The 26,390-nt window shown below is 61.0% G+C and carries 21 protein-coding genes, 1 tRNA gene and 1 pseudogene; 19 read left to right on the forward strand and 4 right to left on the reverse strand.

The window, feature by feature from the left end:
* The first annotated feature begins 7 nt into the window (after positions 1 to 7).
* From ilvN to YWU_RS0104540, 3 genes are all read left to right on the forward strand, one after another.
* Complete coding sequence (ilvN, locus tag YWU_RS0104530; RefSeq protein ID WP_027019528.1) at positions 8 to 514, forward strand: acetolactate synthase small subunit; 507 nt, start codon at positions 8 to 10, stop codon at positions 512 to 514.
* Positions 515 to 611: 97 nt separating this feature from the next.
* Positions 612 to 1,625: a ketol-acid reductoisomerase gene (gene ilvC, locus YWU_RS0104535; protein ID WP_027019529.1), complete on the forward strand. Its 1,014-nt coding sequence runs from the start codon at positions 612 to 614 to the stop codon at positions 1,623 to 1,625.
* Positions 1,626 to 1,894: 269 nt separating this feature from the next.
* Positions 1,895 to 3,505, forward strand: coding sequence for a hypothetical protein (locus YWU_RS0104540; RefSeq protein ID WP_051260031.1), 1,611 nt, complete (start codon positions 1,895 to 1,897; stop codon positions 3,503 to 3,505).
* A gap of 455 nt (positions 3,506 to 3,960) precedes the next feature.
* On the opposite strand, the gene YWU_RS0104545 is transcribed toward YWU_RS0104540, so the two are convergent.
* Entirely contained in the window at positions 3,961 to 5,313 is a 1,353-nt protein-coding gene (locus YWU_RS0104545; protein ID WP_027019531.1) for a CitMHS family transporter, read from the reverse strand.
* Between the two features lie 333 nt (positions 5,314 to 5,646).
* Between YWU_RS0104545 and serA the strand changes: the two genes are divergently transcribed.
* From serA to YWU_RS0104560, 3 genes are all read left to right on the forward strand, one after another.
* The gene (serA, locus tag YWU_RS0104550; RefSeq protein WP_027019532.1) at positions 5,647 to 7,242 is read left to right on the forward strand and encodes a phosphoglycerate dehydrogenase; all 1,596 of its coding nucleotides are present in this window, start codon (positions 5,647 to 5,649) and stop codon (positions 7,240 to 7,242) included.
* A 194-nt stretch (positions 7,243 to 7,436) separates the two neighbouring features.
* Positions 7,437 to 9,026, forward strand: a complete 1,590-nt coding sequence (locus tag YWU_RS15195; protein ID WP_169718878.1) for an ABC transporter transmembrane domain-containing protein — start codon at positions 7,437 to 7,439, stop codon at positions 9,024 to 9,026.
* On the forward strand, positions 9,023 to 10,837 hold the full coding sequence (locus YWU_RS0104560) for an ABC transporter ATP-binding protein (RefSeq protein WP_240484051.1): 1,815 nt from the start codon (positions 9,023 to 9,025) through the stop codon (positions 10,835 to 10,837). Before YWU_RS15195 ends, YWU_RS0104560 begins: the two co-directional genes overlap by 4 nt.
* Positions 10,838 to 10,937: 100 nt before the next feature.
* Here YWU_RS0104560 and YWU_RS0104565 read toward each other — a convergent pair whose 3' ends face one another.
* Complete coding sequence (locus tag YWU_RS0104565; RefSeq protein ID WP_027019534.1) at positions 10,938 to 12,449, reverse strand: acetyl-CoA hydrolase/transferase family protein; 1,512 nt, start codon at positions 12,447 to 12,449, stop codon at positions 10,938 to 10,940.
* A gap of 332 nt (positions 12,450 to 12,781) precedes the next feature.
* On the opposite strand from YWU_RS0104565, the gene YWU_RS0104570 reads away from it, so the two are divergent.
* From YWU_RS0104570 to YWU_RS0104585, 4 genes are all read left to right on the forward strand, one after another.
* On the forward strand, positions 12,782 to 13,801 hold the full coding sequence (locus YWU_RS0104570; protein WP_027019535.1) for a 3-isopropylmalate dehydrogenase: 1,020 nt from the start codon (positions 12,782 to 12,784) through the stop codon (positions 13,799 to 13,801).
* 108 nt (positions 13,802 to 13,909) lie between these two features.
* The gene (locus YWU_RS0104575) at positions 13,910 to 15,796 is read left to right on the forward strand and encodes a DUF294 nucleotidyltransferase-like domain-containing protein (RefSeq protein ID WP_027019536.1); all 1,887 of its coding nucleotides are present in this window, start codon (positions 13,910 to 13,912) and stop codon (positions 15,794 to 15,796) included.
* Between the two features lie 25 nt (positions 15,797 to 15,821).
* Positions 15,822 to 16,448, forward strand: coding sequence for a 3'-5' exonuclease (locus tag YWU_RS0104580; protein WP_240484052.1), 627 nt, complete (start codon positions 15,822 to 15,824; stop codon positions 16,446 to 16,448).
* 57 nt (positions 16,449 to 16,505) lie between these two features.
* A complete protein-coding gene (locus YWU_RS0104585; RefSeq protein ID WP_027019538.1) occupies positions 16,506 to 17,294 on the forward strand; it encodes a fumarylacetoacetate hydrolase family protein in 789 nt (262 codons plus the stop codon).
* Positions 17,295 to 17,374: 80 nt separating this feature from the next.
* On the opposite strand, the gene YWU_RS15200 is transcribed toward YWU_RS0104585, so the two are convergent.
* A complete protein-coding gene (locus tag YWU_RS15200; protein WP_051260042.1) occupies positions 17,375 to 18,535 on the reverse strand; it encodes an isochorismate synthase in 1,161 nt (386 codons plus the stop codon).
* 264 nt (positions 18,536 to 18,799) lie between these two features.
* Here YWU_RS15200 and YWU_RS15205 point away from each other — a divergent pair.
* The 6 genes and pseudogenes from YWU_RS15205 (at position 18,800) to YWU_RS15220 (ending at position 23,057) form a co-directional block, all read left to right on the forward strand.
* Positions 18,800 to 20,062 (forward strand): annotated as a pseudogene (locus YWU_RS15205) (alkane 1-monooxygenase).
* A gap of 4 nt (positions 20,063 to 20,066) precedes the next feature.
* The gene (locus tag YWU_RS15210; protein ID WP_034647046.1) at positions 20,067 to 20,429 is read left to right on the forward strand and encodes a hypothetical protein; all 363 of its coding nucleotides are present in this window, start codon (positions 20,067 to 20,069) and stop codon (positions 20,427 to 20,429) included.
* 14 nt (positions 20,430 to 20,443) lie between these two features.
* Positions 20,444 to 20,611, forward strand: a complete 168-nt coding sequence (locus tag YWU_RS0104605; protein ID WP_027019539.1) for a rubredoxin — start codon at positions 20,444 to 20,446, stop codon at positions 20,609 to 20,611.
* 114 nt (positions 20,612 to 20,725) lie between these two features.
* Positions 20,726 to 20,902 carry a rubredoxin gene (locus YWU_RS0104610; protein ID WP_027019540.1) on the forward strand — a complete coding sequence of 59 codons (177 nt, stop codon included), beginning with the start codon at positions 20,726 to 20,728 and terminating at the stop codon, positions 20,900 to 20,902.
* Positions 20,903 to 20,970: 68 nt separating this feature from the next.
* Positions 20,971 to 22,179: an NAD(P)/FAD-dependent oxidoreductase gene (locus YWU_RS15215; protein WP_051260033.1), complete on the forward strand. Its 1,209-nt coding sequence runs from the start codon at positions 20,971 to 20,973 to the stop codon at positions 22,177 to 22,179.
* Between the two features lie 32 nt (positions 22,180 to 22,211).
* A complete protein-coding gene (locus YWU_RS15220) occupies positions 22,212 to 23,057 on the forward strand; it encodes a PaaI family thioesterase (RefSeq protein ID WP_051260034.1) in 846 nt (281 codons plus the stop codon).
* Here the strand turns inward: YWU_RS15220 and YWU_RS0104625 are convergent.
* On the reverse strand, positions 23,041 to 23,799 hold the full coding sequence (locus YWU_RS0104625; protein ID WP_027019541.1) for an SDR family oxidoreductase: 759 nt from the start codon (positions 23,797 to 23,799) through the stop codon (positions 23,041 to 23,043). The genes YWU_RS15220 and YWU_RS0104625 overlap by 17 nt on opposite strands.
* Positions 23,800 to 23,839: 40 nt before the next feature.
* Here YWU_RS0104625 and YWU_RS0104630 point away from each other — a divergent pair, with 40 nt between their 5' ends.
* The 3 genes from YWU_RS0104630 to YWU_RS0104640 all read left to right on the forward strand — a co-directional run bounded on the left by YWU_RS0104630 (position 23,840) and on the right by YWU_RS0104640 (position 26,367).
* Positions 23,840 to 24,586: a TIM barrel protein gene (locus YWU_RS0104630; RefSeq protein ID WP_027019542.1), complete on the forward strand. Its 747-nt coding sequence runs from the start codon at positions 23,840 to 23,842 to the stop codon at positions 24,584 to 24,586.
* 64 nt (positions 24,587 to 24,650) lie between these two features.
* On the forward strand, positions 24,651 to 26,138 hold the full coding sequence (gene gltX, locus YWU_RS0104635; RefSeq protein WP_027019543.1) for a glutamate--tRNA ligase: 1,488 nt from the start codon (positions 24,651 to 24,653) through the stop codon (positions 26,136 to 26,138).
* 157 nt (positions 26,139 to 26,295) lie between these two features.
* Positions 26,296 to 26,367 (forward strand) — tRNA-Gln (locus YWU_RS0104640).
* Positions 26,368 to 26,390: the final 23 nt, after the last annotated feature.

Genomic DNA, 26,390 nt, shown 5'->3' on the forward strand with positions numbered 1-26,390 from the left:
AACCACAATGGCAGACTTGCACACCCTGTCGGTGCTGACGCTCGATGAGCCCGGCATCCTGGTCCGAATCGCCGGAATGTTCACCCGTCGCGGGTTCAGCATCCAGTCGATTACGTCCGGTCAGACTGAGGTTGATGGCGTCAACCGCATCACCCTGGTCGTGGAGACCGACGAGATGCCCATCGAGCAGATCACGAAGCAGCTCAATAAGCTGATTCCCGTTCTGAAGGTCGTCCGTCAGCCGGACGAGCAGTCCGTCTCTCGGGCCCTGCTGATGGTGAAGGTCTCCGCAGACGCGGCTGACCGTCCCCAGGTCGTTGACGCTGCAGCCCTATTCCGGGCCCGCGTCGTTGACGTCTCGCCGGACTCTGTCGTTATCGAGGCGACCGGACAGCCCTCCAAGCTGCAGGCTCTTCTGGAGGTGCTCGAGCCTTTCGGCATCCGCGAGCTAATCGAGTCCGGTGTCGTCGCAATGTCTCGCGGCCCGAAGCCGATGCTCTCCAACCGAGCCTGACGGCAACACTCCGTAGTTTCGGGTCTATAATCGATCGCGACTGCTACGGCTTTCACGCACAATTTTCGACCGCTTTTTGAAAGGCGAAAGAACCCCTATGGCTATTGAAGTTTTCTACGAAGCCGACGCTGACCTGTCGATCATCCAGAACCGTAAGGTCGCCGTCCTCGGTTACGGTTCCCAGGGCCACGCACACGCCCAGAACCTGCGCGATTCCGGTGTCGAGGTTGTCATCGGCCTGCGCGAGGGCTCCAAGTCCGCAGAGAAGGCCAAGGAGGCCGGCTTCGAGGTCAAGAGCAACGCTGAGGCAGCCGCATGGGCAGACGTCCTCATGGTCCTGGTCCCGGACACCACCCAGGCTCAGGTCTACAAGGAAGACATCGCACCGAACCTGGAGGACGGCAACGCACTGTTCTTCGGCCACGGTCTGAACGTCCACTTCGGTCTGATCGAGCCGGCAGATAACATCACCGTCGGCATGGTTGCCCCGAAGGGCCCGGGCCACCTGGTCCGCCGTCAGTTCGTCGACGGCAAGGGCGTGCCCTGCCTGATCGCCATCGACCAGGACCCGAAGGGCGAGGGCCGCGACCTGGCTCTGTCCTACGCGGCAGCTATCGGTGGTGCTCGCGCCGGCGTCATCCCGACCACCTTCGAGGCCGAGACCGTCACCGACCTGTTCGGTGAGCAGGCTGTTCTCTGTGGCGGCACCGAGGAGCTCGTCAAGACCGGCTTCGAGGTTCTGGTTGAGGCCGGCTACGAGCCGGAGATGGCCTACTTCGAGTGCCTCCACGAGCTCAAGCTCATCGTTGACCTCATGTTCGAGGGCGGCATCGCCAACATGAACTACTCGGTGTCTGACACCGCTGAGTTCGGTGGATACATCTCCGGCCCGCGCGTCATCGACGCCGACACCAAGGTCCGCATGGAGGGCATCCTCAAGGACATCCAGGATGGCACCTTCACCAAGCGCCTGATCGCCAACGTTGAGGGTGGCAACAAGGAGCTCGAGGGCCTGCGTGAGGACTACGCTAAGCACCCGATCGAGGTCACCGGAACCAAGCTTCGCGACCTCATGTCCTGGGTCAAGAACCCGCTGGACGCAACCGCGTAATCTGATCTGATCAGATCGACATCCCACCCGGAGCATGTGCTCCGGGTGGATTTTTCGTACTCTATCCCTGGAACGGGTGACTCGTAAGATAGCGTTGCCAAGGAACATACCGTGCATTTCAGCATTCGGAGGGAACCTTGGCAGTCACAGCCACCCGCGGAAGTTTACGTACCAGGCTTACGAAACTTACCGCGTTAGTCGGAGCCGCAATTCTGGGATCGACCGCTCTCGTAGCGTGCGGAACCGATGAAGAGGGTGTCTCGAAGGCAATGACGCCGTCCGAGCCCACTGTCGTCGACAATCCGGGCGATGCAACTCGCGCTTTCCTCAACGAGTCCAACCTGATGGTCGTGTCGACTGCAGGTCCGGAAAACGAGCACCGGGCGGCCGCGATTGCAGTCGCAGCCGGTGCCCCCATGTTGCTCTTGCAGAATGAAGAGACTGACGCCTTCGCGCAGCAGCGCATCGATGAACTTAGCGAAGTTGATCCGCTGGAATCTGTTCAGGAGGCGCAGGCAGAGAGCGATGAGCTCCATTACTGGACCAACGCAGACCTTGGCGAATCCGCGGAGGACATCCGCGAAGAGCTCGACCGGTTGTCGACCACGCACGTCATCACTGTTGGGGACGTCGATGCAGAAGCATTGGGCGACCGCACCGTCGTGGCTGATGACGGCACCAATGATGGGGCTACCCAGCTGACTGGCACGGACTTCTCCACTGCCGAGACGTCCGTGAACTTGGCCCGGGATATCTCTGAGATGGATCGCGACAAGCCCTCGGCACCGGAGATCGACGGCGCAGGCTCTGGCGATGACGAGGTTGATATCCCGTCCCTGAGCGTGACCGGCCACGACGACATCGTTGTATTCGCCTCTGCTGAGACATCCGTGAGCACCATTGCTACTGCACGCGCGGCGGGACAGGACGTCATGTACCTGGCCACCCCGGATCCCCGTGCGACCAGTGAGTCAATCGCTGCAGTTCGCGAAGGCCGCGCTGTCATCGCGCTGGGCAGCGCATTCGGTGATGAAGAGCGCCTCAAGCGCCACATTGACCTCGCCGCTGACGAGTCGATCCCTGAGCTCGACATTGCCGGTGGCGGACAGATGTTGTTCCCCGGTCGTCGCATGGTTGCGGTGTACGGACACCCCGGAGCGCCAGTTCTCGGCGTGATGGGTGAGGAATCTCCGGAAGAGGCCGTCGCTGACGCGACCGCACGTGCTGAGGCATACGGTGAATTCGTCGATGAGCCGGTTGTGCCGATGTTTGAGGTCATTACCTCGATCGCGCACTCTGAGCCCGGCGACGATGGCACATACTCCGGAATTGCAGACTCGCAGACGCTGGAGCCGTACATCGATGCAATCACGGAGGCCGGCGGTTACGTCGTCCTTGACCTTCAGCCCGGACACGCCACGTTCTTGGATCAGGCCAAGCAGATCGAGGATCTGCTTAAGCGCCCGAACGTCGGCCTCGCTCTGGATCCTGAATGGCGGATGCCAAATGGCGAAGCACCCGGCCAGGTGATCGGTCACGTTGAAGCTGACGAGATCAATGAGGTCTCCGAGTGGTTGGCGGAGCTCACCCGGGAGAACAACCTCCCGCAGAAGATGTTCCTGCTGCACCAGTTCCGCATCGACATGATTCCTGACCGAGATCGCGTCAACGTGGATCATCCGGAGCTGTCTTTCGTCCTGCATGCGGACGGCCACGGAACTCCGAGCGAAAAGCTCGCGACGTGGAACCTCCTCGTCGACGATCTGCCTCCGGAGATGTTCCCGGCCTGGAAGAACTTCATTGATGAGGATCAGCCGATGTTCACGCCGGAGGAGACCGCGGACGTCTACCCGACTCCATGGGTGGTCACCTACCAGTAAGTAGCGTCTGTCGCCCCAGCCGCATCCGGTAAAGTCGCTGGCTATAGGGCTCTAACCGCATTGCACGGGAACCTCCTGGTGTGGAGGTGTCGTAAGTACGGCACGGCACACCGGGAGGTTTTCTTATGCCCAAGTGTCAGTGACGGGTTGAGGGACGAAACCCGGTGGGAGCATTGCCCTGTGTGCGTGCGGCGAGAACCTTTAGTCGTTGCTTATCCGCGTTCGCTGTGCAGGGTCTGCCGGGTGTTCGCGCTACGCGGAAAGGTTGTCCCCATGGGGAGTTGTCTATCGAGATCTTGTGCGCTGTTGGCCGCATCTCCACCAGTTTCACTCCTCGTGACCTCGATCAGATAATTGGCAACGGCCGCGTGTAGATACAGGGGGTTATGCAAATAGCGGGCCCCTCACCAGTGATCGGTGAGGGGCCCGCAGCTCTGTGCGTCAGAGTAGGTACATCAGGCGGTGAGGCCGAAGAGCATGGCCAGCAGGACCAGGAGTGCACCGAAGACCCATGCGATGGGGAAGGTGACCTTGATGTGCTTGCCGATGCTGGCGCCGGACAGTCCGATGGCCAGCCACAGGGCGGGGGAGAACGGGCTGACGAAGGTACCGATGATGTTGCCGAGGATCAGCGCCGAGGCTGCTCCGGTACCGGTTACGCCGTAGGTAGCCACGGTCTCCTGGACCACGGGCAGCAAGGAGAAGTAGTAGGCGTCAGTGGACGTCAACAGATCCAGCGGAACACCGAGCAAACCCACGATGATGTGGAGCTGCGCGCCGACAGCCGCAGGCAAGACTGCGATCAAGCTCAGGGAGATCTGTTCCAGCATGCCCGTCTCGTTGAGGACACCCAAGAACATTGCCGCCGCGAGAATGACGCCAGCCATGGACAGAGCATTCGGCGCGTGGCGCTTCATGGTGTCGGCCTGCTCGCTGGACTGCGGGAAGTTCACAATGAGGGCAATAGCAGTACCGATCAGGAAGACTGGGCCGGGCTCCATGGCACCGCTCATCAGAATGACCAGCATGATCATCGACAACACGATGTTGAAGATGGTGACCCAGCGACCCTTGCGAATCGTGATCCCCAGTTCGGCGATCTTCTTCTTCTCGCGCTCAGCGAAGTCCTCGGCGATGGCGTTCACGTTTACGTCGCCGGTGCCGATGAAGTCGGGTGATTGGCGAAGCTTCGCGATGCGTCGCTGTTCCTGCCAACCGAGGAAGGCAGCGATAAAGAACACGAGGATCAGGGCGACACCCTGCATCGGCAGAATATTCAGCCACAGCTCGACCGGGGTCTGGTCGATGACTGAGGATGCACGTCCGACCGGACCAGCCCACGGCACCATATTCATCACACTGGCAGCCAGTGCGATGATCGCCAGAAGGATGTACCGGCTCATGTGCATGGCCTTGTAGAGAGGCAACAGAGCCGGGATCGTGATCAGGAATGTCGTTGCGCCGGCACCATCGAGGTGGACGACGGTTCCGATTGCTGCGGTGCCAAGCGCGACCAAGATCGGGTTTCCGCGGGTGGCGATGATCAGTCCGCGCACTAGTGGAGTGAAGAGACCGGTATCGCTGAGAATGCCGAAGTAGATGATCGCAAAGATGAACATCACGACGACGCTCATCACCGAGCCAAGGCCCGAGCCGAAGAAGTCACTGACATCGGCAAGGCTGTAACCGGCGACAAGCGCACCGAGGACTGGGACGAGGGACATCACCACCGTGGGATTGGATTTTCCTCGGAGCAGAATACCGACGGTGACGACGATAATTCCGAGGCCGATGATCGTCAGACCCACTGGGGTCTGAAACGATTCAGCAAGGGGGGTGCATGAACTCTCCTGATCGTGGTGGAAATCGGCCGTGACACTCGGACAGCTAACGGAGTAAGCACGGAGTGACGCACGTTACTGCAATTCTGATATGCATAACAAACTGTCTGCGTACAGTGTTCTCTTGATTCTTTATGGGAGTTGATGGGTCAGCGGAGTAAGAACGTACTAAGCTGTCCACTGTCGTACGCCACCTCGCATGCCCTTCTCCGGGCCCGCGCGCAGGAAAGGCGTGGGCCCAGGCTTTTCGGCGCGGTCGTGTTGAATTGTCCTGGAACTTCACATTTGTCAGGAGAACTCGTGAGTCAGAATTCCCGTCCCGTCGTCCTCATCGCCGACAAGCTCGCACAGTCCACCGTGGATGCCCTCGGTGATTCGGTTGAGGTTCGCTGGGTGGACGGTCCGAACCGTCCGGAACTTCTCGAGGCCGTGAAGGACGCCGACGCCCTGCTGGTGCGCTCCGCCACCACCGTGGACGCCGAGGTCCTGGAGGCCGCGCCTCAGCTTCGTATCGTTGGTCGCGCAGGTGTCGGCCTGGACAACGTCGACATTGAGACCGCCACCAAGCGCGGAGTGATGGTGGCTAACGCCCCGACTTCCAACATTCACTCGGCCTGTGAGCTCGCGATCTCGCTGCTGCTCTCCGCAGCACGTCAGATCCCGCAGGCTGACGCGACCCTGCGTGACGGCGAGTGGAAGCGCTCCTCCTTCAAGGGTGTTGAGATCTTCGGCAAGACCGTCGGCATCGTCGGCTTCGGCCACATCGGGCAGCTCTTCGCACAGCGACTGGCAGCCTTCGAGACCGAGATCATCGCCTACGACCCGTACGCGAACCCGGCTCGCGCCGCACAGATGGGTGTCGAGCTCGTTGAGCTCGATGAGCTGATGGGTCGCTCTGACTTCGTCACCATTCATCTGCCGAAGACCGCAGAGACCGCTGGCATGTTCGACGCCGAGATGCTCGCTAAGTCCAAGAAGGGCCAGATCATCATTAACGCCGCCCGCGGTGGCCTCGTCGACGAGCAGGCACTGGCTGACGCGATCAAGGCCGGCAATATCTGGGGCGCAGGCTTCGACGTTTACGAGACCGAACCGTGCACCGACTCCCCGCTGTTCGAGCTTCCGCAGGTTGTCTCCACCCCGCACCTGGGTGCTTCCACTGCTGAGGCACAGGATCGCGCCGGCACCGATGTCGCCAAGTCCGTTCTCCTGGCTCTGGCTGGCGAATTCGTGCCCGAGGCCGTCAACGTCACCGGTGGTGCCGTTGGCGAAGAGGTCTCCCTGTGGATGGAGCTCTCCCGTGAGCTCGGCATCCTCGCCGGTGGACTGCTTGAGGGCCCGCCGGTTTCCCTAGAGGTCGTCGCTCGCGGTGAGCTCTCCACTGAGGACGTTGAGATCCTCGGTATGGCCGCCGCCCGTGGCCTGTTCTCCGCAGTCGTGGATGAGCCGGTGACCTTCGTCAACGCTCCGGCAATCGCCGAGTCCCGCGGCCTGGAGATCTCCGTCTCCACCGAGCCGGAGTCCGTCTCCCACCGCTCGCTGCTGGAGGTGAACCTCGTCGCCTCCAACGGTGCGAAGGCCACCGTCGCCGGAACCCTGTCGGGTCTGGACCGCGTGGAGAAGATCGTCCGCATCAACGGTCGTGGCCTGGACATGCGCTCTGAGGGCCGTAACCTGTTCCTCACCTACACCGACCAGCCGGGCGCACTCGGCAAGGTTGGCCTGGCACTGGGCAAGAACGGCATCAACATCGAAGCCGCCGCCCTGTCCCAGGAGTCTGACGGCGAGAACGCCATGCTGGTGCTGCGCGTCGACAGCGAGGTCTCGGAGGAGATCCTCGAGGAGCTCGGCAACGCCATCGAGGCAGAGCGCACCCTGCAGCTCAACTTCGCGTAGGCACTAAGCCCCGGTTCAACACACGCCGGCCGTTCCCCTTGCGGGGGCGGTCGGCGTTGTGCGTGAGGGGGCCTTCGGGAAGCGGGGGTTGCGCAGGTACCTGACCTAACTAAGGGTATGGTTAGCGAGTTGACGAAACCATGACGGAAGGTCACCAATTGCCCCTGATAACCGCTCCGCCGAGACCACCGGTGATGGCAGCCCCCAGGTACGGCGCGACAACCACGCCCAATCGATACCAACTGAGGGTGATGTTTGGCCGACCACAGTTATCGGTGCCCGCGATGTTCCTGATGATCGGGCACCAGGTTTGTGAGGCTCTGGTGCCGGTGATCGCCGGTCGAACCGTCGATACTGCGATTAGTACCGGCAACAGCGGCCAGTTGTGGACGTGGATCGGCATTCTCGCCGGCGTATTTTTGGTGCTGGACATCGTCGCTCGGTTCGGCGGGCGCCTCGGAGCGTTGGCAATGCTGGAGGTCGATCACACGCTCCGTATGCAGTTGACAGACCGAATTATCGATCGCCGCGGTTTCAAGGACAACACCAGGCCGCCCGGGACACTATTAGCGATCTCGACGATCGACTCGCAGAACACAGCCCGCGCCGTCATGCTCGGACTGCGCCCCATTGCTGAGATCGCTGCGCTGATCTTCGCCTCGATCATCCTGCTCTGGGTTTCGGTGCCGGTGGGACTGTCTGTTCTTATTGGTGGATTCCTTATTACTTGGGGCTCCATGGCCGCCGGTCGACCGCTGCGGAAGAAGGTCGGAGTACGTCAGGCCGCAGTGGCGAAGGCAGCAGCAAGTGCCACTGACCTGGTCACCGGTTTCCGTACGCTGGCAGGTCTTGGTGCCAGGAGGACGGCGTCGGGACGCTATCGGGGTAGGTCTCAGGATGCGCTGGGAGCGACACTCAAGGCTGTCGATTCCGAGTCGAAGCTGATTGGTTCGGTTGAGGTCCTCGGTGGACTGTTCGTGACCGCCGTCGCCGTTGGATCCGGTGTCGCTGCGCTGCAAGGCCACCTCACCATCGGTGAGCTCATCACGGTGGTTGGCCTGGCTCAGTTCATCATCGATCCGATGACCGCTCTTGGCCGCAACGCTTCCGCGCTGTGGGCCTCGTCGGTCGCCTCTGCGGAGCGCGTCCTTGGCCTGCTTCGCGAGCCGTACGCAGTGGAAGAGGATGGGCTGCGCCTCCCGCAGGGAAGTGACGTGCTTATCGACGGCACCGTCGTCCCCGCTGGCTCTCACACCGTCATGAAAATGGATGCCGGTACAGCGGCATTGGTCTGCAAGAACCTGACCCTGTCCACCAGGCCGGATCCGGGACACTACCGCATCGCCGGAGTGGATCTGCATGACGCGGACCTAGACCAGGTCATTGAACGGATGATCGTGGCGCCGCACACCGCAGATCTCTTTGACGGAACGGTTATCGAGAATCTGCTGGCTGTGGATCCGGAAGCCTCCGGTGCACAGATCGACGCTGCATTGGTGGCATCTGGCTGTGCCGACGTCATCGAGGTACTGCCGGACGGCATGGACACTCGTATCGGTGATGCCGGAGTCATGCTCTCTGGCGGACAGCGTCAGAGACTGGCTTTAGCTCGGGCATTGCTGGCAAACCCAGAGGTTCTCGTGTTGTCTGACCCCACGACCGCGGTTGACTCTGTCACGGAACAGCAGGTTGCACACGGCGTGTCGAAGTACCGCCAGGGACAGACAACGGTCGTACTCACCTCGGCACCGGCATGGGCCGCTGAAATGGAGGTAGCAAGGTGAAGCCACCGACGAATACTTTCGCAAAGCTACGCCCCTCATTTTTGGAGGACACCCGCTCTGCCGAGACAGCTGCGGACCGCTTCCCGGTGGCCGGTGCAGGAGAGACCCTCCGCGAATTGCGTCACCTCATGCGTGGCCGGGGCCGGATGTTGTGGGCCACGGTAGCCGTACTTATCGCCGCCGCATGGTGCGGAGTCCTCGTGCCGAGGTACATGGGCCAGGTGGTCGACGTAGTCAATGAACACGGCACCACCGGGGACCTCTGGAATTTGGCTGCTCGTATGGTCGCTGCCGTGGTCGTTGGCGCAATCCTTTCTGCCGTTGGCTTCGTGATGGCCGCCCGTCTGGCAGAGAGCGCGATCGCTGAGATCCGCGAGGACATGGTGTCCACCACCCTTGGTCTCCCGGTGGAACGTGTTGAGCGGGCCGGTACCGGTGATGTGGTCTCTCGTGGCACCGACGATGTCGCGCAGGTCTCCGAGGCAGTGACCTCAATTCTGCCGATCGCGGCTGGTGCGTTCTTCACGGTTCTGGTCTCCATCGTCGGCGTTGGTACCGTCAACCCCTGGTTCATGCTGGCATTCCTGTTTGTGTTCCCGGTGCAGTACCTCGCGGTACGGAGTTACCTGAAGTACGCGCCAGCGGTGTACGCGGCAGAGCGCGCAGCGATGGCTGAGCGCGCCCGAGTTCTGTTGTCAACAATTCAGGGCTTGCCTGCTGTTCGGGCATTTCGCCTGGAGAAGCTCCGTCGCATCGGGGTGGTCGAGTGGAGCTGGAAGGTCGTCCGCCATGGCGTCGACGTGCGAATTACCTCCAACATGATCATGGCCCGCATGCACTTCGCCGAGTTCCTCGGAATGGCCGTTACCCTGGTGATCGGGTTCTACCTGGTTCGCGCAGATCTCACGACCGTCGGTGGCGCTACAGCCGCGATGTTGCTCTTCATGCGACTCTTTGGACCGATGACTCGGATGGTGATGTCCCTGGACATCGCCCAGTCCGGCGCTACTTCTCTGACCCGAATCGTCGGTGTGCTCCGTGAGAAACCCCAACATCCGGGGGAGGTTGTCCCGGAGCCAGATAAAGGCGTCGTGCTTGACGACGTCTCCTTCTCCTATGGCCGCGGATCTGCAGTGACAGACGTGAACCTTCGAATCGAGCCGGGAACGACTGTCGCACTTGTGGGAGCTTCCGGTGCTGGCAAGTCCACTCTGGCGGCGATCATCGCGGGCCTGCGGGTCGCTGATTCGGGGAGTGTCCGAGTCGCTGGTGCAGACATGACCGAAGAGACAGAGGGCGCCCGCGGCAAGGCGGTGGCCTTGGTGACCCAGGAGGTATACGTCTTTGACGGCACTCTTCGAGAAGATCTGACCCTGGCGAATCCTGATGCTTCGGAGGCGGATATCACCGAGTCTATGGAGCGGGTCGGGGCAACCGAATGGGTCTCACGGCTGGAGGAAGGGCTCGACACCCAGGTAGGTCATGGCGGGCATCGCCTCAACCCCGTCCAGGCTCAACAGGTAGCGCTGGCGCGGTTGTTGCTGTCTGATCCGCCGGTGGTCGTCCTTGACGAAGCCACTGCTGAGGCAGGTTCATCTGGCACAGGTGAGTTAGCGCGTGCTGCGGAGGAAGTTGTCCGAGGCCGCACCGCGCTTGTGGTGGCACACCGGTTGGATCAGGCCTCTCAGTGCGACCGCGTCATAGTGATGGATGACGGCAGGATCGTGGAGAACGGCACCCACGAGGAGCTGGTGAGGGCCGGCGGCCGCTACGCGGGCCTGTGGTCCGCATGGTCGAAGGGACGTGCCTGAGCGAGGGCAGCTCTTTAAATACGAAAAAGGGGGCGGCTCCCGGATTCAATTCCGGAAGCCGCCCCCTTTGTGCTCGGTCAAATCGACCTGGCGGTGAAGACTAGGCCTTCATGGTGCCGGTCTCGACGAAACGCTGGTGCCAGCCCAGGGCCTCACGAAGGTCGTGCGGGGTATGCATGCCGGACTGTCCGCTGGACTCGGCGCGCTCGACGTACTCGAGGAGCGCTGCCTTGTAGTCCGGGTGGGCACAGTTTTCGATGACGACGCGGGAGCGCTGACGCGGAGCCAGACCACGCAGATCTGCCAGGCCCTGCTCGGTGATAATGACCATTGCGTCGTGCTCGTGGTGGTCGACGTGGGAGACCATAGGAACGATCGCCGAGATGTCGCCGCCCTTAGCGGTGGACGGGGATACGAAGGTGGAGATGTAGGCATTGCGGGTGAAGTCACCGGAACCGCCGATGCCGTTCATCATCTTCGTACCCATGATGTGGGTGGAGTTAACGTTGCCGTAGATGTCGGCTTCGATCAGACCGTTGCAGGAGATGACGCCCAGTCGGCGGATGACTTCACCTGCGTTGGAGACCTCCTGCGGGCGCAGAATGATCTTCTTGGCGTAGTCCTCGGCCTTGTCGTTCATGCGCTCTGCGGCGGTGGGGGAGAGCGCGAAGGAGGTAGCCGAGGCGACAGACATGGTGCCGTTGTCGAGCAGGTCCACCATGCCGTCCTGAATGACCTCGGTGTAGGACGTCAGGTTCTCGAACGGGGAGTCCAGCAGACCAGCGAGGACGGCATTAGCGATGTTTCCGACACCGGACTGTAGCGGCAGCAGGTTCTCCGGCAGACGTCCCTGCGTGACCTCGTTGCCGAGGAAATCGATGAGGTGACCTGCGATCATCTTGGAGTCATCATCAAGCGGCTTGAACTCAGAGTTACGGTCCGGTGCGTTGGTGTTGACGATCGCCACGACCTTGTCTGGGTCGATTGCGATGGAGCCGGAACCAATGCGGTCGCCGGAGTTCTCGATCGGCACGATGCTGCGGTTCGGTGCGATGCCGGGCATCCAAATATCATGCATTCCCTCGAGGCCCAGGGACTGCCATTCGTTGATCTCGATGATGATGCGCTTTGCGGCGTCGAGGAAGTTCACTGAGTTGCCGACGGAGGAGGAGGGGACGATGGAGCCGTCTTCACGGATTCGCACAGCCTCGACGATGGCAACGTCGACGTCACCGAAGAAGCCCTGGGACGTCATCTGTCCCGAGTGCGAGAGGTGGATGTCTGAGTAGTAGGAAGTTCCGTCATTGATAGCGCGACGCATGGAAGCGTCACCCTGGTACGGCATGCGCCAGTTGACGCCGCCGGTCTCTGCCAGAACGGCATCCAGCTCCGGTGCGGTTGACGCACCGGTGAGGACGTTGATACGGAACTCTTCACCACGATCCGTTGCCTCAGTGATGCGCTTGGCAATTGCACCCGGCAGGACCTTGGGGTAGCCGGCACCGGTGAATCCGGAGAATCCGATTTGGTCGCCCGGCTTCACGAAGCCTGAAGCTTCGTCTGCGGACATGACCTTTCCGCGCAAACCCTGGTGAGCAATACGTTCCGACATTGGGCCTCCTGTATGGATGGTGTTCAGGCCCGACTGCGACTCGGTGGGAGAGGCGGGGCCCGCATCAGTTGTTGAGTTCTCCGCCGCACGTAGTTGATGTGACGACTACGGGTTACGGTGTTCCCATTGTGTGCCTTGTCCCACAGCTATCGCAAAAGCCAAGTTCGTCACACGTGGTTCGGGTGCCCCCGTCGGGTGTGGCAGGGGGCGCTGGCGGCGCTCTGACGTGGTCGGCAGGTTTCGCGGAGTGCCTTGGTGGGCTTTGTTACACTCACTAAGTCCATATAGTGAGAAAGGTTTCCCATCACATGAGCACCAATGAGAGCGGGACGTTGAAGATCGCCGTTATTCCCGGCGATGGTATCGGTACCGAGGTCACTGCAGAGGCCCTGAAAGTCCTGCGCGCCACCATCGGAGATTTCGACACCACCGAATACGACCTTGGTGGCCGCCGCTACCAGCGCAACGGTGAACTGCTCACCGACGACGACCTTGCCTCCCTGCGCGAGCACGACGCGATCCTGCTCGGTGCCATCGGCGATCCGGCGAAGGTCCCGCCGGGAATCCTCGAGCGCGGCATGCTGCTCAAGATGCGCTTCGCACTCGATCATCACGTGAACCTGCGTCCGTCCCGTCTGTTCCCGGGGGTCGAGTCCCCGCTGAAGAACCCCGGCGAGATCGACTTCGTCGTCGTGCGCGAGGGAACCGAGGGTGCGTACACCGGAAACGGTGGAGCCATCCGCGTCGACACTCCGCAGGAGGTCGCCAACGAGACCTCTGTGAACACCCGCTTCGGTGCTGAGCGTGTCGTCCGCTACGCCTTCGAGCTGGCCATGACCCGCAGCAAGAAGCTGACCCTCGTGCACAAGACTAACGTTTTGGTCTTCGGCGGCAGCCTCTGGCAGCGCACCGTTGATGCCGTTGGAGCTGAGTACCCAGAGGTCGAGGTCGACTACGCGCACATCGATGCTGCGACCATCTACCTTGTCACCGACCCCTCACGTTTCGACGTGATCGTCACCGACAACCTCTTCGGCGACATCATCACGGACGAAGCAGGTGCCATTTCCGGCGGTATTGGTCTGGCGGCCTCCGGCAACATCGATGCCTCTGGCACCAATCCGTCCATGTTCGAGCCGGTCCACGGCTCGGCACCGGACATCGCTGGCAAGGGCATCGCTGACCCGACCGCCGCGATCCTGTCCGCGGCGATGTTGCTACGCCATCTTGGCCGCGAGGACGACGCTGTACGTATCGAAGCTGCAGTCGAGTCAGACCTGTCTTCCCGTGGCAGCGGCGCGATCTCAACTGTCGAGATCGGCGACCGGATCGCAGCCTCGATCAGCGCGTAGTCCAGTCTGCGTCGGGGGATTCGGGGGTGTGGGCGAGAGCCTGCACCCCCTATTAGCTGACTAGTCTCGGAGGCAGCGTTTTGCTTCTCAAACAGTAAAGGCGGCTTCATGTCTGTAGAACTCGACGAGATTCGGCAGTTTCTCGAGGAGACACCGCCCTTCTCTGACCTCCCGGGGAGTGAACTCGCAGGTATCCCTGCGAAGTTAACCGTGCGTTATGCGCGCCGTGGCGAGGAGATCGTCACCCTCGGCCGACCCAACGATGACGTATTCGTGGTGCGGTCAGGCCTGGTTGACCTCTTCGACGACACCGGGACGATCCTGGACCGTCGCGATGTCGGAGACCACTTTGGGTACTCGACCCTGATGTCCCATGAACCGTCGCTCTACACGATGACGGCAGTAGAAGACTCACTCCTGCTGGTGATGCACTCAGACGTTTTCACCGATTTATGTGGACGGTACGTCGAGGTCGCACGGTTCTACGGCGGCGAAAACTCCAGGATTCGAGCTGTTGCCTCATCTTTGCGGTCTACTGCGGCGACTAGTGCGCTGCGGACCCAGGTCTCCGACCTCATGTCTGATCGAGTGGTCATGTCGTCGCCGGAGACCAGCATTCGGGACGCAGCCCAGTTGATGACAGACCGCAACGTGTCCTCGCTCCTCATTGTTCGAGGAGCTGAGGGAGACGGACCTCCTCCCGATGTCGGACTCGTGGGAATCATCACCGACCGTGACCTTCGTCGGCGAGTCATAGCTGCCGGCGTAGACACCTCCCTGCCAGTGTCAGAGGTGATGACTCCGGACCCACAATCGGTCACCCTTGGACTGCTCGCCTTCGAAGCGATGCTGCTGATGTCCGAACGCGGATACCACCATCTGCCCGTGACCGGTGATGGCAAGGTGCAAGGAATGGTCGTGATTGGCGACCTCCTGCGCAGCCTCCAGACTGATCCGGTCTACGCTACGGCGCTACTGTCCAGGAAGACTGAGATCGCCGACATCGCGCAGACCGCTGCGAACGCCAGAAGAATCATCGGCGGATTCGTCGACCGAGGCTTTGGCCCGGATGAGATTTCCCGGCTGCTCACCAGCACTGCCGATGCAGTCACCCGCAGACTGCTTGTGCTTGCAGAGGAGAAGTTTGGACCTGCGCCGGTGCCGTATGCGTTTGTAGTGATTGGCTCACAGGGGCGCCGGGAAATGGGTCTGGCCTCGGACCAGGACAACGGCATTGTCCTCGACAATTCATATGACGAAGCCCAGCATGGAGACTACTTCCGGCAGTTGTCTGAGTTCGTGTGCGACAACCTCGCCGAGTGCGGATACCGGCTCTGCCCAGGCGACATGATGGCGAAGAACCCGCAATGGCGGATGACCTTGTACCAGTGGGAACTGACGTACAACCGGTGGGTGGCCGCACCGGACCCGGATGCGCTGCTCCACGCCCAGACGTTTTTCGACATCCGCGGAGTTCATGGACCGCAAGATCTAGTCGATGAGCTCAGAGCCTCCTACGTGCCGATCGCATCCAACAGCCGCCGACTCCACGCCCATCTGGCCAAACTTGCCGCGTATCGTGAACCGCCCCTTGGACTGTTCCGTGGATTAGTCCTCGAAAAGGGCGGTACACACGCCAATACTCTCGACGTTAAAAAGGGCGGAATCGCAGCAGTTGTCCAGATGGCTCGCTTGTTTGCGGTGGTCGGAGCGCTTCCTCAGATCGGAACTCGGGAGCGGCTTCGTGCTGCCGCCGGTTCTGGCACTGTCTCCCGGAAAGGCGCCGCTAACCTCATTGACGCATTCGACTTCCTAGCCTCAGTCAACATGAAAAACCAAGGCAGAGAGGTCAATGCCGGGCATGAGCCGAACAATAAAGTGGACCCTGACACGCTCTCGAAACTTGAGCGGACTCACTTGCGTGACGCCTTCACAGTCATCCGATCGATGCAGCAAGCGTTGCAGTCCAAGTATCCGATCCACAGCATGTCATGACCGAGAGCGGCCCAAGGAGTAGATCGTGAGCGTTAGTGGGGTGTTGCGGAGGAGACTTAACCGTCGTAAAGCAACAGGTCCTTTAGCCGATCTGTATGACACGTCTGTTCAGCCACGGCGGTGGCTCTCGGTCGATGTGGAGACGACTGGCCTGGACCCGGCGAAGGATCGCCTGCTGTCGATCGGATGGGTGCCCGTCGACGATAACGAGATCGTCCTCGCTGGCGCCGGTCACGTAATTCTGTGGAACGACAGTAATGAGTCAGTGGGGGAGTCAGCCACGGTTCATGGCATCACTGATGACGTGATCGCGATGGGGACGGATCCCCAAGACGCGGTCGGGCAGGTCCTGGAGGCGCTGAAGGGCAGAGCCCTCTTGGCGCACTACGCGAAAATGGAACTCGGTTTTCTCGACAAGGCGTGCCGGCAATACTTCGGAGCAGGTTTCGACGTCCCCGCCGATGACACAATGGACCGCGAGTACCGGGCCATGACGGCGAAGAATCGCGAACCGTCGCGCGAAGGGTTGCGGTTGTGGACGTTGCTGGAGAACTACGGGCTACCGCCCTCAAAAGCACACCACGCGCTTAACGACGCCATCGCCGCCGCAGAGATCTGGCTCGCGCAGAACTCCCACGGGCTGCCGAAGTAGTAAGCACGGCCGGGGCTGTTGTTAGAGCAAAAACAAGGCAGTGTAGCCTTTACTACCATGCGTATTGCTCGGATCGCCCACCCTGAGGGCATTTGTTTCGCGACCGTTGAAGGCGACGGCGACGACGTCAAGTACAACGAGATCGACGGCATCCCCTTCGGCGATTTCACGTCCACCGGACGAGTTTTCACCGCTGAGAACACCCGAGTTCTGTCTCCGGTGCTGCCGTCGAAGATCGTCTCGATCGGCCGTAACTACGCCGACCACGTTAAGGAGGTGTTCAAGACCTCCGGCGAGAAGCTTCCGCCGACGCTGTTCCTGAAGCCGCCGACAGCCGTGGTTGGTCCCGAGGCTGCCATCAAGATCCCGGATTTCGCCACGAAGGTGGAGTTCGAGGGCGAGTTGGCCATCGTCATCGGTAAGCCTTGCAAGAAGGTCTCCCGCGAGAACGCTGAAGACGTCATCCTGGGCTACACCATTGTCAACGACGTTTCATCGCGTGACCTGCAGTTCGCCGACGGCCAGTGGGCCCGTGCGAAGGGCATCGACACCTTCTGCCCGCTCGGACCGTACATCCAGACCGAACTGGACTATGACGATCTGCCGATCAAGGCTCACCTGACGCATGACGGCGTCACCGAGACCAAGCAGGACTCCAACTCGGACCAGATGATCTGGGACATCCCGAAGATCATCGAATTCATCACCGCGTCAATCACCCTGCTCCCGGGCGACGTCATCTGCACGGGCTCCCCGGCCGGCACCGCAGAGATGTTCCCTGGCGACCGCATTGCGATCGAGATCCCGGGTATCGGCACCTTGGCTAACCCGGTCGAGCGTGCCTGACCGGTAGATCAGTGAATCAGTACAGCCGGCATCTTCCCTGGTGGGAGGTGCCGGCTGTCGTTTGTTTGGTGGCGTCTCGACTAGAGGTTCATCGCGCGGAGTACGGTCCGTAGCTTGGCCGTAGTTTCGGCGACTTCTTCCTCGGAATTGGAGTCGGTGACGATTCCGCCACCACCCCAAGCCCGCGCGGCAGTGCCATCTGATGCGATTTCCGTGCACCTAATGGAGACAACGAACTCCCCATCGCCGTCACTGTTACACCAGCCGACGGCGCCAGCGTAGAAACCGCGGTCCTCTTCGCATGCCTTGATGACGCCCATGGCGGACTCGGTGGGCGTGCCGCAGATCGCTGGGGTTGGATGCACTGCCAGAGCCAGGTCGAGCGCGGAGATCACTGGGTCTTTCAGCGTGCCGCGGATGGGCGTTCCCAGGTGGTGCATCTCGGATGTCGACAGCAACTGTGGGAATTCCGGAACGTCTAAGTCGGAACAGAGTCCTTCGAGATTGAAGGCGATGTCGTCGACAACGAACTCGTGCTCTTCGTTGTTCTTTCTCGACTGAAGCAAGCGGTTCGCGGCGGCCTCGTCTTCTGCTCGATCGCGCAGGCGAGGCGCCGAACCTGCAAGTGGGAACGCCTCGACTTCGTTGCCCTTGCGACGCACGAGCATCTCCGGGGAGGACCCGATGAGCAGTTGTCCCTTGTACTTCTCTCCGGCGGGGGAGAGGTCTGCCAGGAACCCATCGCGGTTCGGGGATGCATCGATGAGGCGTGCCGCTAGGAGTAGCGGATCTACTGGCGGATCAAAAGCGATATCTACTGCGCGAGCCAGCACTACCTTGTCCAGTCCGGTCACCGCCATGGTGCGGATGGCCGCATCAATGCGATTCCGGTGGTCTTTTGGGGTAGGAATTTCCGCGACGATCCGTGCAGCGATCTCGGCAGAATTCCAGCGGTAGTGGGCTGGTGGCTCCAGCGGATGGTTGCTGTAAGTGATGTGCCGGGGCACCGTCAACGCAGCCGGAGCGTCCGTATCGAACGGTAATGCGCCCACGACCATCCGGTGGCGACCTCTACGTAGGTGCTCCGCTGCGAGCCATGGATCGGTGTAGGTCTCCAAGGTGCCCTGAGTGCGGACAGAGCCGTGGGACCTCGAAAGGAGAAAGTCTGGAGCGGTCTCGGGACGGCCGTCGAACGACCGCCGTTGTGGCTCAGGGGCGCCCGGATTGAACTTCTGGCTCATGAGCACACCGCCCTTCGTCATTCCGTGGGTACTTCTCAATCATAGCGATCCGGGTATCCCTGCCCGAATCATGCCTGGCACAACGGATCTAAGAAGCTGTCACGACATAAACCAGAAAGGAATAACCCTAAAGCTGTGTTTTTTTAACCAAATAGGTTGGATTTTGGATATAAAAGTCATACGATGTGACCGCGATCACGACGTGACAGCTGTACAGGTTGTTCTCGCGCTCAGTGGGAACTCGTAAGAGAAGGGGAATTCACAATGACTACACGTGAACGTCCAGGATCAAGCGGCTCAGCTGTTTCCGGCTCTGAGGGCGCCGCAGCGCTGCCTAAAGAGTGGACCGACCGCAAGAAGTACGCATGGCTCCTCAGTATGGTGCCCGCGGCCATTCCGCTCATCATCTGGGGACTGAACTCTTGGTTCACCGCCATTGAAACATGGGCGTGGATGATTCACGCTATGTGGTGGGTCGGACCCATCGCAGTTTTCGTTCTGATTCCGATCGGCGACTTCGTTCTCGGCCGCGACGGTGAGAACGTTCCGGAGGAATTCGTCCCGTGGTTGGAAGAGACGAAGTTCTACCGCATCGTCAGTTTCCTCTACTTCCCGCTGATGTTCGCCAGCCTGATCCTTAGCGCGTACCTGTGGACTTCTAGCAACCCGATCGGTGTCGCTGAACTGACGGTCTACGACAAGATCGGCCTCGCTTGGTCGATGGGTATGACCTCCGGCATCGGCATCGTCGCTGCCCACGAGCTCGGCCACAAGAAGGCAGAGCTGGAGCGTTGGCTCGGAAAGCTCACCCTGGCAGTGCCCGCATACGGTCACTTCCTCATCGAGCACAACAAGGGCCACCACGTGCAGGTTGCTACCCCGGAGGATCCGGTGAGCTCCCGTATGGGCGAGAACGTTTACTCCTACCTGATCCGTTCCATCCCTTACCAGATCCCCCGTGCATGGAACATCGAGAAGAAGCGCCTGGCCCGTCAGGGCAAGTCCCAGTGGAGCCTGAGCAATGATGTTCTGAACGCATGGCTCGTCACCGTCGGTCTCTGGGCCGTAATCCTGATTGTCTTCGGCATTGGCGCCCTGCCGTACATGCTGATCCAGGCTGTCCTGGGAATCATGCTCCTGGAGGTCGTTAACTACCTCGAGCACTACGGTCTTCTTCGTCAGAAGATGCCGAACGGTCGCTACGAGCGTTGTGGCCCGGAGCACTCCTGGAACTCTGACAACTTCGTCACCAACATCTTCCTGTACCAGCTCCAGCGTCACTCGGACCACCACGCGAACCCGACCCGCCGCTACCAGTCGCTCCGCTCGGACGTCTACGCCCCGGAGTTGCCTGCCGGCTACGCGACGATGATCGCTACAGCCATGGTGCCGCCGCTCTGGTTCGCCGTCATGGACAAGCGACTGATGTAGCACTACCGCGGTGACATCGAGCGCGCCAACGTTCAGCCGTCCAAGGTTGAGAAGATGCGCGCAAAGTGGGCCGGCGCCGCTCAGAACGGAGCATAGAGTCATGACTTCCACCAAGAATGTGCAGCTCGATGAGGCTGTCGCAGCACATAAGCAGACCAACCCGAAGGCGCACTACACCTGGTGCACCATCTCTCTGGTTGTCGGACTCATCCCCTTGGTCCTCGGACTTATCGGTTACGCTGGCCTGCTTGGCTGGTTTGGATCGGCTGAAAGCTGGATGGCTTTGGCATCTCCGATTTTGGCCTTCGCCAGCCTGTTCTTCATCCTTCCGGGACTAGTCGGACTGATCCGTGGACCGGGAGCACCCTCGACCCATGAGATTCCTCGCCCGAACAACCGCTACAAGGGCGAGGACGGCGAATGGGTCAAGTTCGAAACCTTCACTGACACTCTGAAGCGATAAGCGAGATACACCACATGGCGAAGTACGACTGCCCCCTCTGTGATTACAGCCTCGACACCTCAGTCGGCGATCCGGCCGAAGGTTTCAAGCCAGGCCTCGACTGGGACACCGACGTTCCGGAAGACTGGTTCTGCCCTGACTGTGGAGTCCGTGACAAGGCTGACTTTGTGATCGTCTTGTAGGAGCCCCGGGCAGGCTCCCTGAGTTGGGTGACTCGTGCAAAAGTGCACGGGTCACCCAATTTTGATGTTTAGATAGTTATGAGTCACTAAGAAGTATCGCTCGAAAGGACACACATGGACTACAAGGTTTGGGAATGCGCTCAGTGCGGCTACATCTACGACGAGGCCTTGGGGGACGCTGAAGAAGGTTTCGAGCCCGGCACCCGTTGGGACGACATCCCTGATGACTGGGAGTGCCCGGACTGTGGTGCCAAGAAGGCTGACTTCGACATGGTCGAGATCAAGCGCTAATCAATACAGCTCCCCTCAGCAGGGGACGCAAGCGTCCTAGGGCGTTAAACGAAAGGCAACCAGGAGAGATGGTCCAGAAAATCGCGATCGTCGGCGGCGGAGTTGCAGCACACTCAGTGCTGTCAGCATTGACCTCCGCACTCGGGGAGAAGGACGAGCTCACTGTCGACGTCTACTCGGCTGAGCGGCACCGTCCGTACCGCCGTCCGGCGGTGAACAAGGACATCCTGATCGACGGCAAGTCAGCGGACGACGTCCAGCACAAGGCAACGCCGTTCGGCCACCCCGGAGTGACGTTCCACGCTGCGACCCCTGTGGCCGCATTGAACCTCGAGCGCCGTGAGGTCCAGCTCGAGGACGGTGCCACTGAGGTTTACGACGCAGTGGTTCTGGCCACCGGCGCCCGCCCCAGGGTCATTGATGCCCCGTACTTCGCAGGCCGCGACGTGCGCTACGTGCGTGAGCCCGATGACGCTATTGCAGTACGTGAGGTCCTGTCGGGCCTCTCCGCAGACGACAACGTCGTCGTAATCGGCGGCGGACTCCTCGGGCTGGAAGCTGCAGCGGCTTCCCGTTCGGTCTCCGAGGCTTCGGTGACCGTGCTCGAGCGCGAGAAGACTGTTTGCAGCCGCGTGCTGCCGAAGGCTGCGTCTGCGTGGTTGGTTGAGCGGCACACCGGTGAGGGCGTCGCGATCCTCTCGGGCCTGGATGATTCGGACATGACCGCAGCGATCGAGGAGCTCGATCCGAAGCTCGTCATCGTCGCAGTCGGTGTTGAGCGCAACACCTCTCTCGCCGAGAAGGCTGGCATCGACGTGAACCGCGGTGTCCTGGTGGACGACCGTGGTCGCACCTCCGCTGAGGGATTCTTCGCTGTCGGTGACTGCGTGGAATTCGGTGCTGCTGATGCTGCAGTGCCATTGATCGAAGACGAAGGGTCAGCGCGTCGTCTCGGCGATATCGTGGGCACCCTGCTCGCTGGTGGCGAAACCGGTAGCTTCCACGCTGAACCGGTTCGCGGCTGGTCCCGTCAGCTCGGCGCAATGATCAACATCGCCGGATTCAGTGGTGTCGGTGAGGGTCGGAAGGAACTCGTCGTGAAGCAGGATGGAGACGAACTCATCGTCTTCACCCTCGGTGGAGTCACTGGTAACGATTCTGTCGTTGGTGTTACCACCGTCGGCCGTAGTCCTGAGGTGCGAAAGGCGAAATCCGCTCTTGGATGGGATCTCGCTCAGATCGAGGAAGAGTTCTTTGCGGAGCAGCCCAACCCGTAACCGGGCCGCAGGTACGAAAGGAAAGCCGACTCATGGCAGGAAAAATTTCGGACTATCTGTTTAAGAGGTTCGCGCGGAGTCCGAAGATGCTCGCCTTCGGAATGACTCTGTTCCCCCCGCTAGGCAGCGCTGGAGTGCGTGTCCGCAACATCAGCGATGACTGGTCGCACGCGGAGGCGCACCTCAACCTGCAGTTCTTTAACCGGAACATGCATGGCGCAGCGTTCGGCGGCACCTTGTTCTCCATGACCGATGCGATCTTCGGCACCTTGGTGATGAAGCGCCTCGGACCGCAGTACGAGGCATGGACGAGGACCGGTACCTTCCAGTACCTCAACCCTGGCCGCTCCGGTGCCAAGGCAATCGTGGATATTGATGACGAGATCATCGAGCAGATCCGCGAAGAGATTGAGACCGACGGATTCAGCAACATCCCGTTCACCACTGTCATTGAGAACATTGACGGTTCAATCGCCGGTATTGGGCAGCAGTCCCTGCACTGCCGTAAGCGTAAGTCTCGGGAGGCGAACCGGTCCCACGCTGAACAGGCGACCGGCAGTTCCCGTCCGCGTCGGGTCCGTGGTGGCATCTCGGTGCGCGAGCCGCGCGGTATCGCACTTGCCGCGATTGCCACTGCATTGGTCTGGCGCGCTCTTGGTGAAGACCCAAATCGTCTCACCGAGATCCTCAGTGAGAAGCGCAGGATTCCTTTGCCCGAGGATCAAGCAGCGTTCGTCGCCGATGTGCTGATCACCGGCGGACACCTCACCCGCGAGGAAGTGCTGGAGGCGAAGATCCCAGAGAGTCTTCTGCCGGCGGACACCGGTCAGGATCTCGCCACAGAGGCTGAGCCCTCTGAGATCAGCCGCGCCCGATAAAGGGCATGCCGGAGGCGCTCACTGTTAGTTCGTCGACAGTGGCCTCCGGCGGCAGTGATGCCATGAAGGCAATTGCCTTTGCGGCGTCGTCCACGTCGCAGGTCGGCTCGACGAGCCTGGAGCCGTTCGCCTGTAGGGCACCCTCGCCCACGCCGAAACCGGCGAGTAGTTCGGTTGCAGCATTGCCGATGTCGATACGCCCGCAGGTGATGCCGTTAGCGCGTCCGTCGAGTGACAGCACCTTCGTGAGTCCCACCAGGGCGGACTTAGTGGACGCGTACGCCACAGACCGAGGACGGGGCACCTGCGCCGCGATCGATGCATTGACGATGATCCGGCCGCCACCAGCGATTTTCATACGTCGGAAAGCCTCTCTGCACGTCAAGAATGTTCCGGTGAGGTTCACGTCCACAGTGGTGCGGTACTGCTCTACGTCCACGTCCCCGAATTCCTCGGTGGGTCCGGGCATTCCTGCGTTGGCGACAACGAGGTCGATGTGGCCGTTGCGCTCGAGGGAGAAGTCGAAAAGCGAGGCGATAGCGGCCTCGTCAGTGATGTCGCAGACGGCCCAGTCAACAGCGCCGGCAGCGCGTGGATCAGCGGCCGTTTCGGCCAAGGCTTCTTCACCTCGGCCGCAGACAGTCACCGTCCAACCGTCGCGAACGAGGGCGTAGGCGGCAGCGCGGCCGATGCCCGCACTTCCTCCGGTGATGATGGCGTGGGGCTTCGCAGTGTCGTTCATGTTCCCATCCAAGCATGTGGGCGGACGATAGAATTCAGCCATGGAAAATTCGCAGCGCACGCTGATGACGGATGTCGCCAACTGCTCCACTCTGTACCCGGGCACCGCGCCGTTTGAGGCCGCTCGTGCGGCCCGCGATGCCGGGTACCGGAATGTGGAGTATTGGTGGCCCTTCCGTACTCCGGTGCCCACGCGAGCGGAGGTGGATGCGTTTCTTCAGGCGCTTGACGACGCCTCCTTATCCCTCATCGCCCTCAACCTCTGGGGAGGCGATATGGCGGCAGGCGAGAGGGGCGTTCTCCATCGGGAGGAATTGCAAGCGGGACATCTAGATACAGTCGCCAGGATCGCAGAGGCCACTGGGACCTTGCGGTTCTGCAATACGTTGCCCGGGGCCGGCGGGCCGGAACTGCTGCCACAGCAGGTCGATCGATTGGGGGCAATCGTCACCCGGCTTGGGCAAAACGGGGTGCTGCCATTGATTGAACCGCTGTCGGGAAATCCTGATCTGCCGGTGCGGGACCCGTGGACTGCTGTGGAGCTTTCCGACGCAACCGGCGTCGGAGTGCTCGCCGACTTTTTCCATTTCGCCGCACTAGAGGTAGACGTGGAGAAGTGGCTTGGAGACGTCGAGAAGCGAATCGTTCCCCTGCCGGACCACGTGCAAATCGCAGACTTCCCAGGCCGAGGGGCGCCAGGCACAGGAGATGCTCCCTTAGAGAAGTGGATCCATTCGCTCTTCGCCAGCGGCTACAACGCCCACGTATCGGCGGAGTGGATGGGCTAGCGGGCTCGGGCGAACGCTGACCTTGCGAGGTGGGACAGGGGTGGTGCGGGTATCGTCGGAAAGCATGTCTGACGTTCGCGTACGCTTTTGCCCTTCGCCCACCGGAACGCCCCACGTGGGCTTGATCCGAACCGCTTTGTTCAACTGGGCCTACGCCCGCCACACCGGTGGAAAGCTGGTGTTCCGCATCGAGGACACCGACGCTGCCCGTGACTCTGAGGAGTCCTACCAGGCGATCATTGACGCCCTGGGGTGGCTCGGCCTGGATTGGGACGAGGGAATCAACGTTGGCGGTCCGCACGAGCCGTACCGTCAGTCGCAGCGCAAAGACCTGTACCAGGACGTTCTGTCGAAGCTCCTAGAAGCAGGCGAGGCGTACGAGGACTTCTCCACCAAGGAAGAGGTCGAAGAGCGCCGCAAGGCAAAGGGTGAGAGCACGCAGCTCGGCTACGACAACTTCGACCGCGACCTCACCGAAGAGCAGAAGGAAGCGTTCCGTGCAGAAGGCCGCAAGCCTGTCATCCGCGTGCGCATGCCAGATCACGACATCGCTTTCGAAGACCTTGTCCGTGGACGCGTCGAGTTCAAGGCTGGTTCAGTTCCGGACTTCGTCATCGCCCGTTCCAATGGTGAGCCGCTGTACACGCTGGTAAACCCGGTCGACGACGCCCTGATGGAGATCACCCACGTCCTGCGCGGCGAAGATCTGCTGTCCTCCACCCCTCGCCAGATCGCACTGTATGAAGCACTCGTGCGCATCGGTGTCGCCAAGGAAGTGCCCCAGTTCGGACACCTTCCGTTCGTCATGGGTGAGGGCAACAAGAAGCTCTCCAAGCGTGACCCGGAGTCGGATCTCTTCATCCACCGCGACAACGGCTTCATCCCCGAGGGCCTGCTGAACTACCTGGCGCTGCTCGGTTGGTCGATCTCCGCAGATAACGAGATCTTCTCGATGGACGAGATGGTGAAGGCCTTCGATATCCACGACGTGAATTCCAACCCGGCCCGCTTCGACCAGAAGAAGGCCGACGCGATCAATGCCGATCACATCCGACTGCTGGAACCGGCTGACTTCGCAGCCCGTCTGCGGACCTACCTGGAGACCTACCGCGAATTCCCGACCGACTACCCGCAGAAGGACTTCGCCTTCGCTGCGGACCTGGTGCAGACCCGAATCAAGACCCTCGGCGACGCATGGGATCTGCTGAAGTTCCTCGTTATCGACGAGTCCGAGTTCTCCCTCGACGAGAAGGCTGCACGCAAGAACCTTAAGGAAGATGCTGTCCCGGTTCTGGACTCTTCCATTGCCGTTGTCGAAGGCATCGACGAGGACTCCTTCGTCACCGCCACGATCGAGGAAGGCCTCACCAAGGCTCTTATCGAGGACATGGAACTGAAGCCGCGCAAGGCCTTCGGCGCTGTGCGAGTGGCTGTTTCCGGCGCGCAGGTCTCCCCGCCGCTGTTCGAGTCCATGGAGCTGTTGGGCAAGGAGCGGACGCTGTCCCGCCTGCGTGCCGCCCGTGAGGTCACACCCTTCCCGGCTGCCCAGTAAGACTCGGGGAGTGCAGGAGCCCGGAACCTGAATAAGGAACCGGGATTCCGGGCGGTTTAGGGCTCTGACATGCGGATTTGTGCGTGAGCCTCGAATCGACTTATAGTTACTCCCGTTGCACGGAGCGGTGCGCAGACGTACACTGCTCCATCTGCGATGGCCTATGGTGTAATTGGCAACACAGCGGTTTCTGGTACCGTCGTTCTAGGTTCGAGTCCTGGTAGGCCAGCGAACTTCCGGTTTTCCGGTAGT

This window comes from Corynebacterium sputi DSM 45148 (genome assembly GCF_000427865.1).
Classification (GTDB): Bacteria; Actinomycetota; Actinomycetes; order Mycobacteriales; family Mycobacteriaceae; genus Corynebacterium; species Corynebacterium sputi.

Bases quoted from the DNA above. Each gene is read 5' to 3' on its own strand.
- YWU_RS0104605 (WP_027019539.1), top strand. From the start codon at position 20,444: ATGGCGAAGTACGACTGCCCCCTCTGTGATTACAGCCTCGACACCTCA.
- YWU_RS0104625 (WP_027019541.1), bottom strand. From the start codon at position 23,799: ATGAACGACACTGCGAAGCCCCACGCCATCATCACCGGAGGAAGTGCG.
- YWU_RS0104575 (WP_027019536.1), top strand. From the start codon at position 13,910: ATGTCTGTAGAACTCGACGAGATTCGGCAGTTTCTCGAGGAGACACCG.
- YWU_RS15200 (WP_051260042.1), bottom strand. From the start codon at position 18,535: ATGAGCCAGAAGTTCAATCCGGGCGCCCCTGAGCCACAACGGCGGTCG.
- YWU_RS15210 (WP_034647046.1), top strand. From the start codon at position 20,067: ATGACTTCCACCAAGAATGTGCAGCTCGATGAGGCTGTCGCAGCACAT.
- YWU_RS15215 (WP_051260033.1), top strand. From the start codon at position 20,971: ATGGTCCAGAAAATCGCGATCGTCGGCGGCGGAGTTGCAGCACACTCA.
- YWU_RS0104540 (WP_051260031.1), top strand. From the start codon at position 1,895: ATGACGCCGTCCGAGCCCACTGTCGTCGACAATCCGGGCGATGCAACT.
- ilvN (WP_027019528.1), top strand. From the start codon at position 8: ATGGCAGACTTGCACACCCTGTCGGTGCTGACGCTCGATGAGCCCGGC.
- ilvC (WP_027019529.1), top strand. From the start codon at position 612: ATGGCTATTGAAGTTTTCTACGAAGCCGACGCTGACCTGTCGATCATC.
- YWU_RS0104610 (WP_027019540.1), top strand. From the start codon at position 20,726: ATGGACTACAAGGTTTGGGAATGCGCTCAGTGCGGCTACATCTACGAC.
- YWU_RS15220 (WP_051260034.1), top strand. From the start codon at position 22,212: ATGGCAGGAAAAATTTCGGACTATCTGTTTAAGAGGTTCGCGCGGAGT.
- gltX (WP_027019543.1), top strand. From the start codon at position 24,651: ATGTCTGACGTTCGCGTACGCTTTTGCCCTTCGCCCACCGGAACGCCC.
- YWU_RS0104585 (WP_027019538.1), top strand. From the start codon at position 16,506: ATGCGTATTGCTCGGATCGCCCACCCTGAGGGCATTTGTTTCGCGACC.
- YWU_RS0104630 (WP_027019542.1), top strand. From the start codon at position 23,840: ATGGAAAATTCGCAGCGCACGCTGATGACGGATGTCGCCAACTGCTCC.
- YWU_RS0104565 (WP_027019534.1), bottom strand. From the start codon at position 12,449: ATGTCGGAACGTATTGCTCACCAGGGTTTGCGCGGAAAGGTCATGTCC.
- YWU_RS15195 (WP_169718878.1), top strand. From the start codon at position 7,437: ATGGCAGCCCCCAGGTACGGCGCGACAACCACGCCCAATCGATACCAA.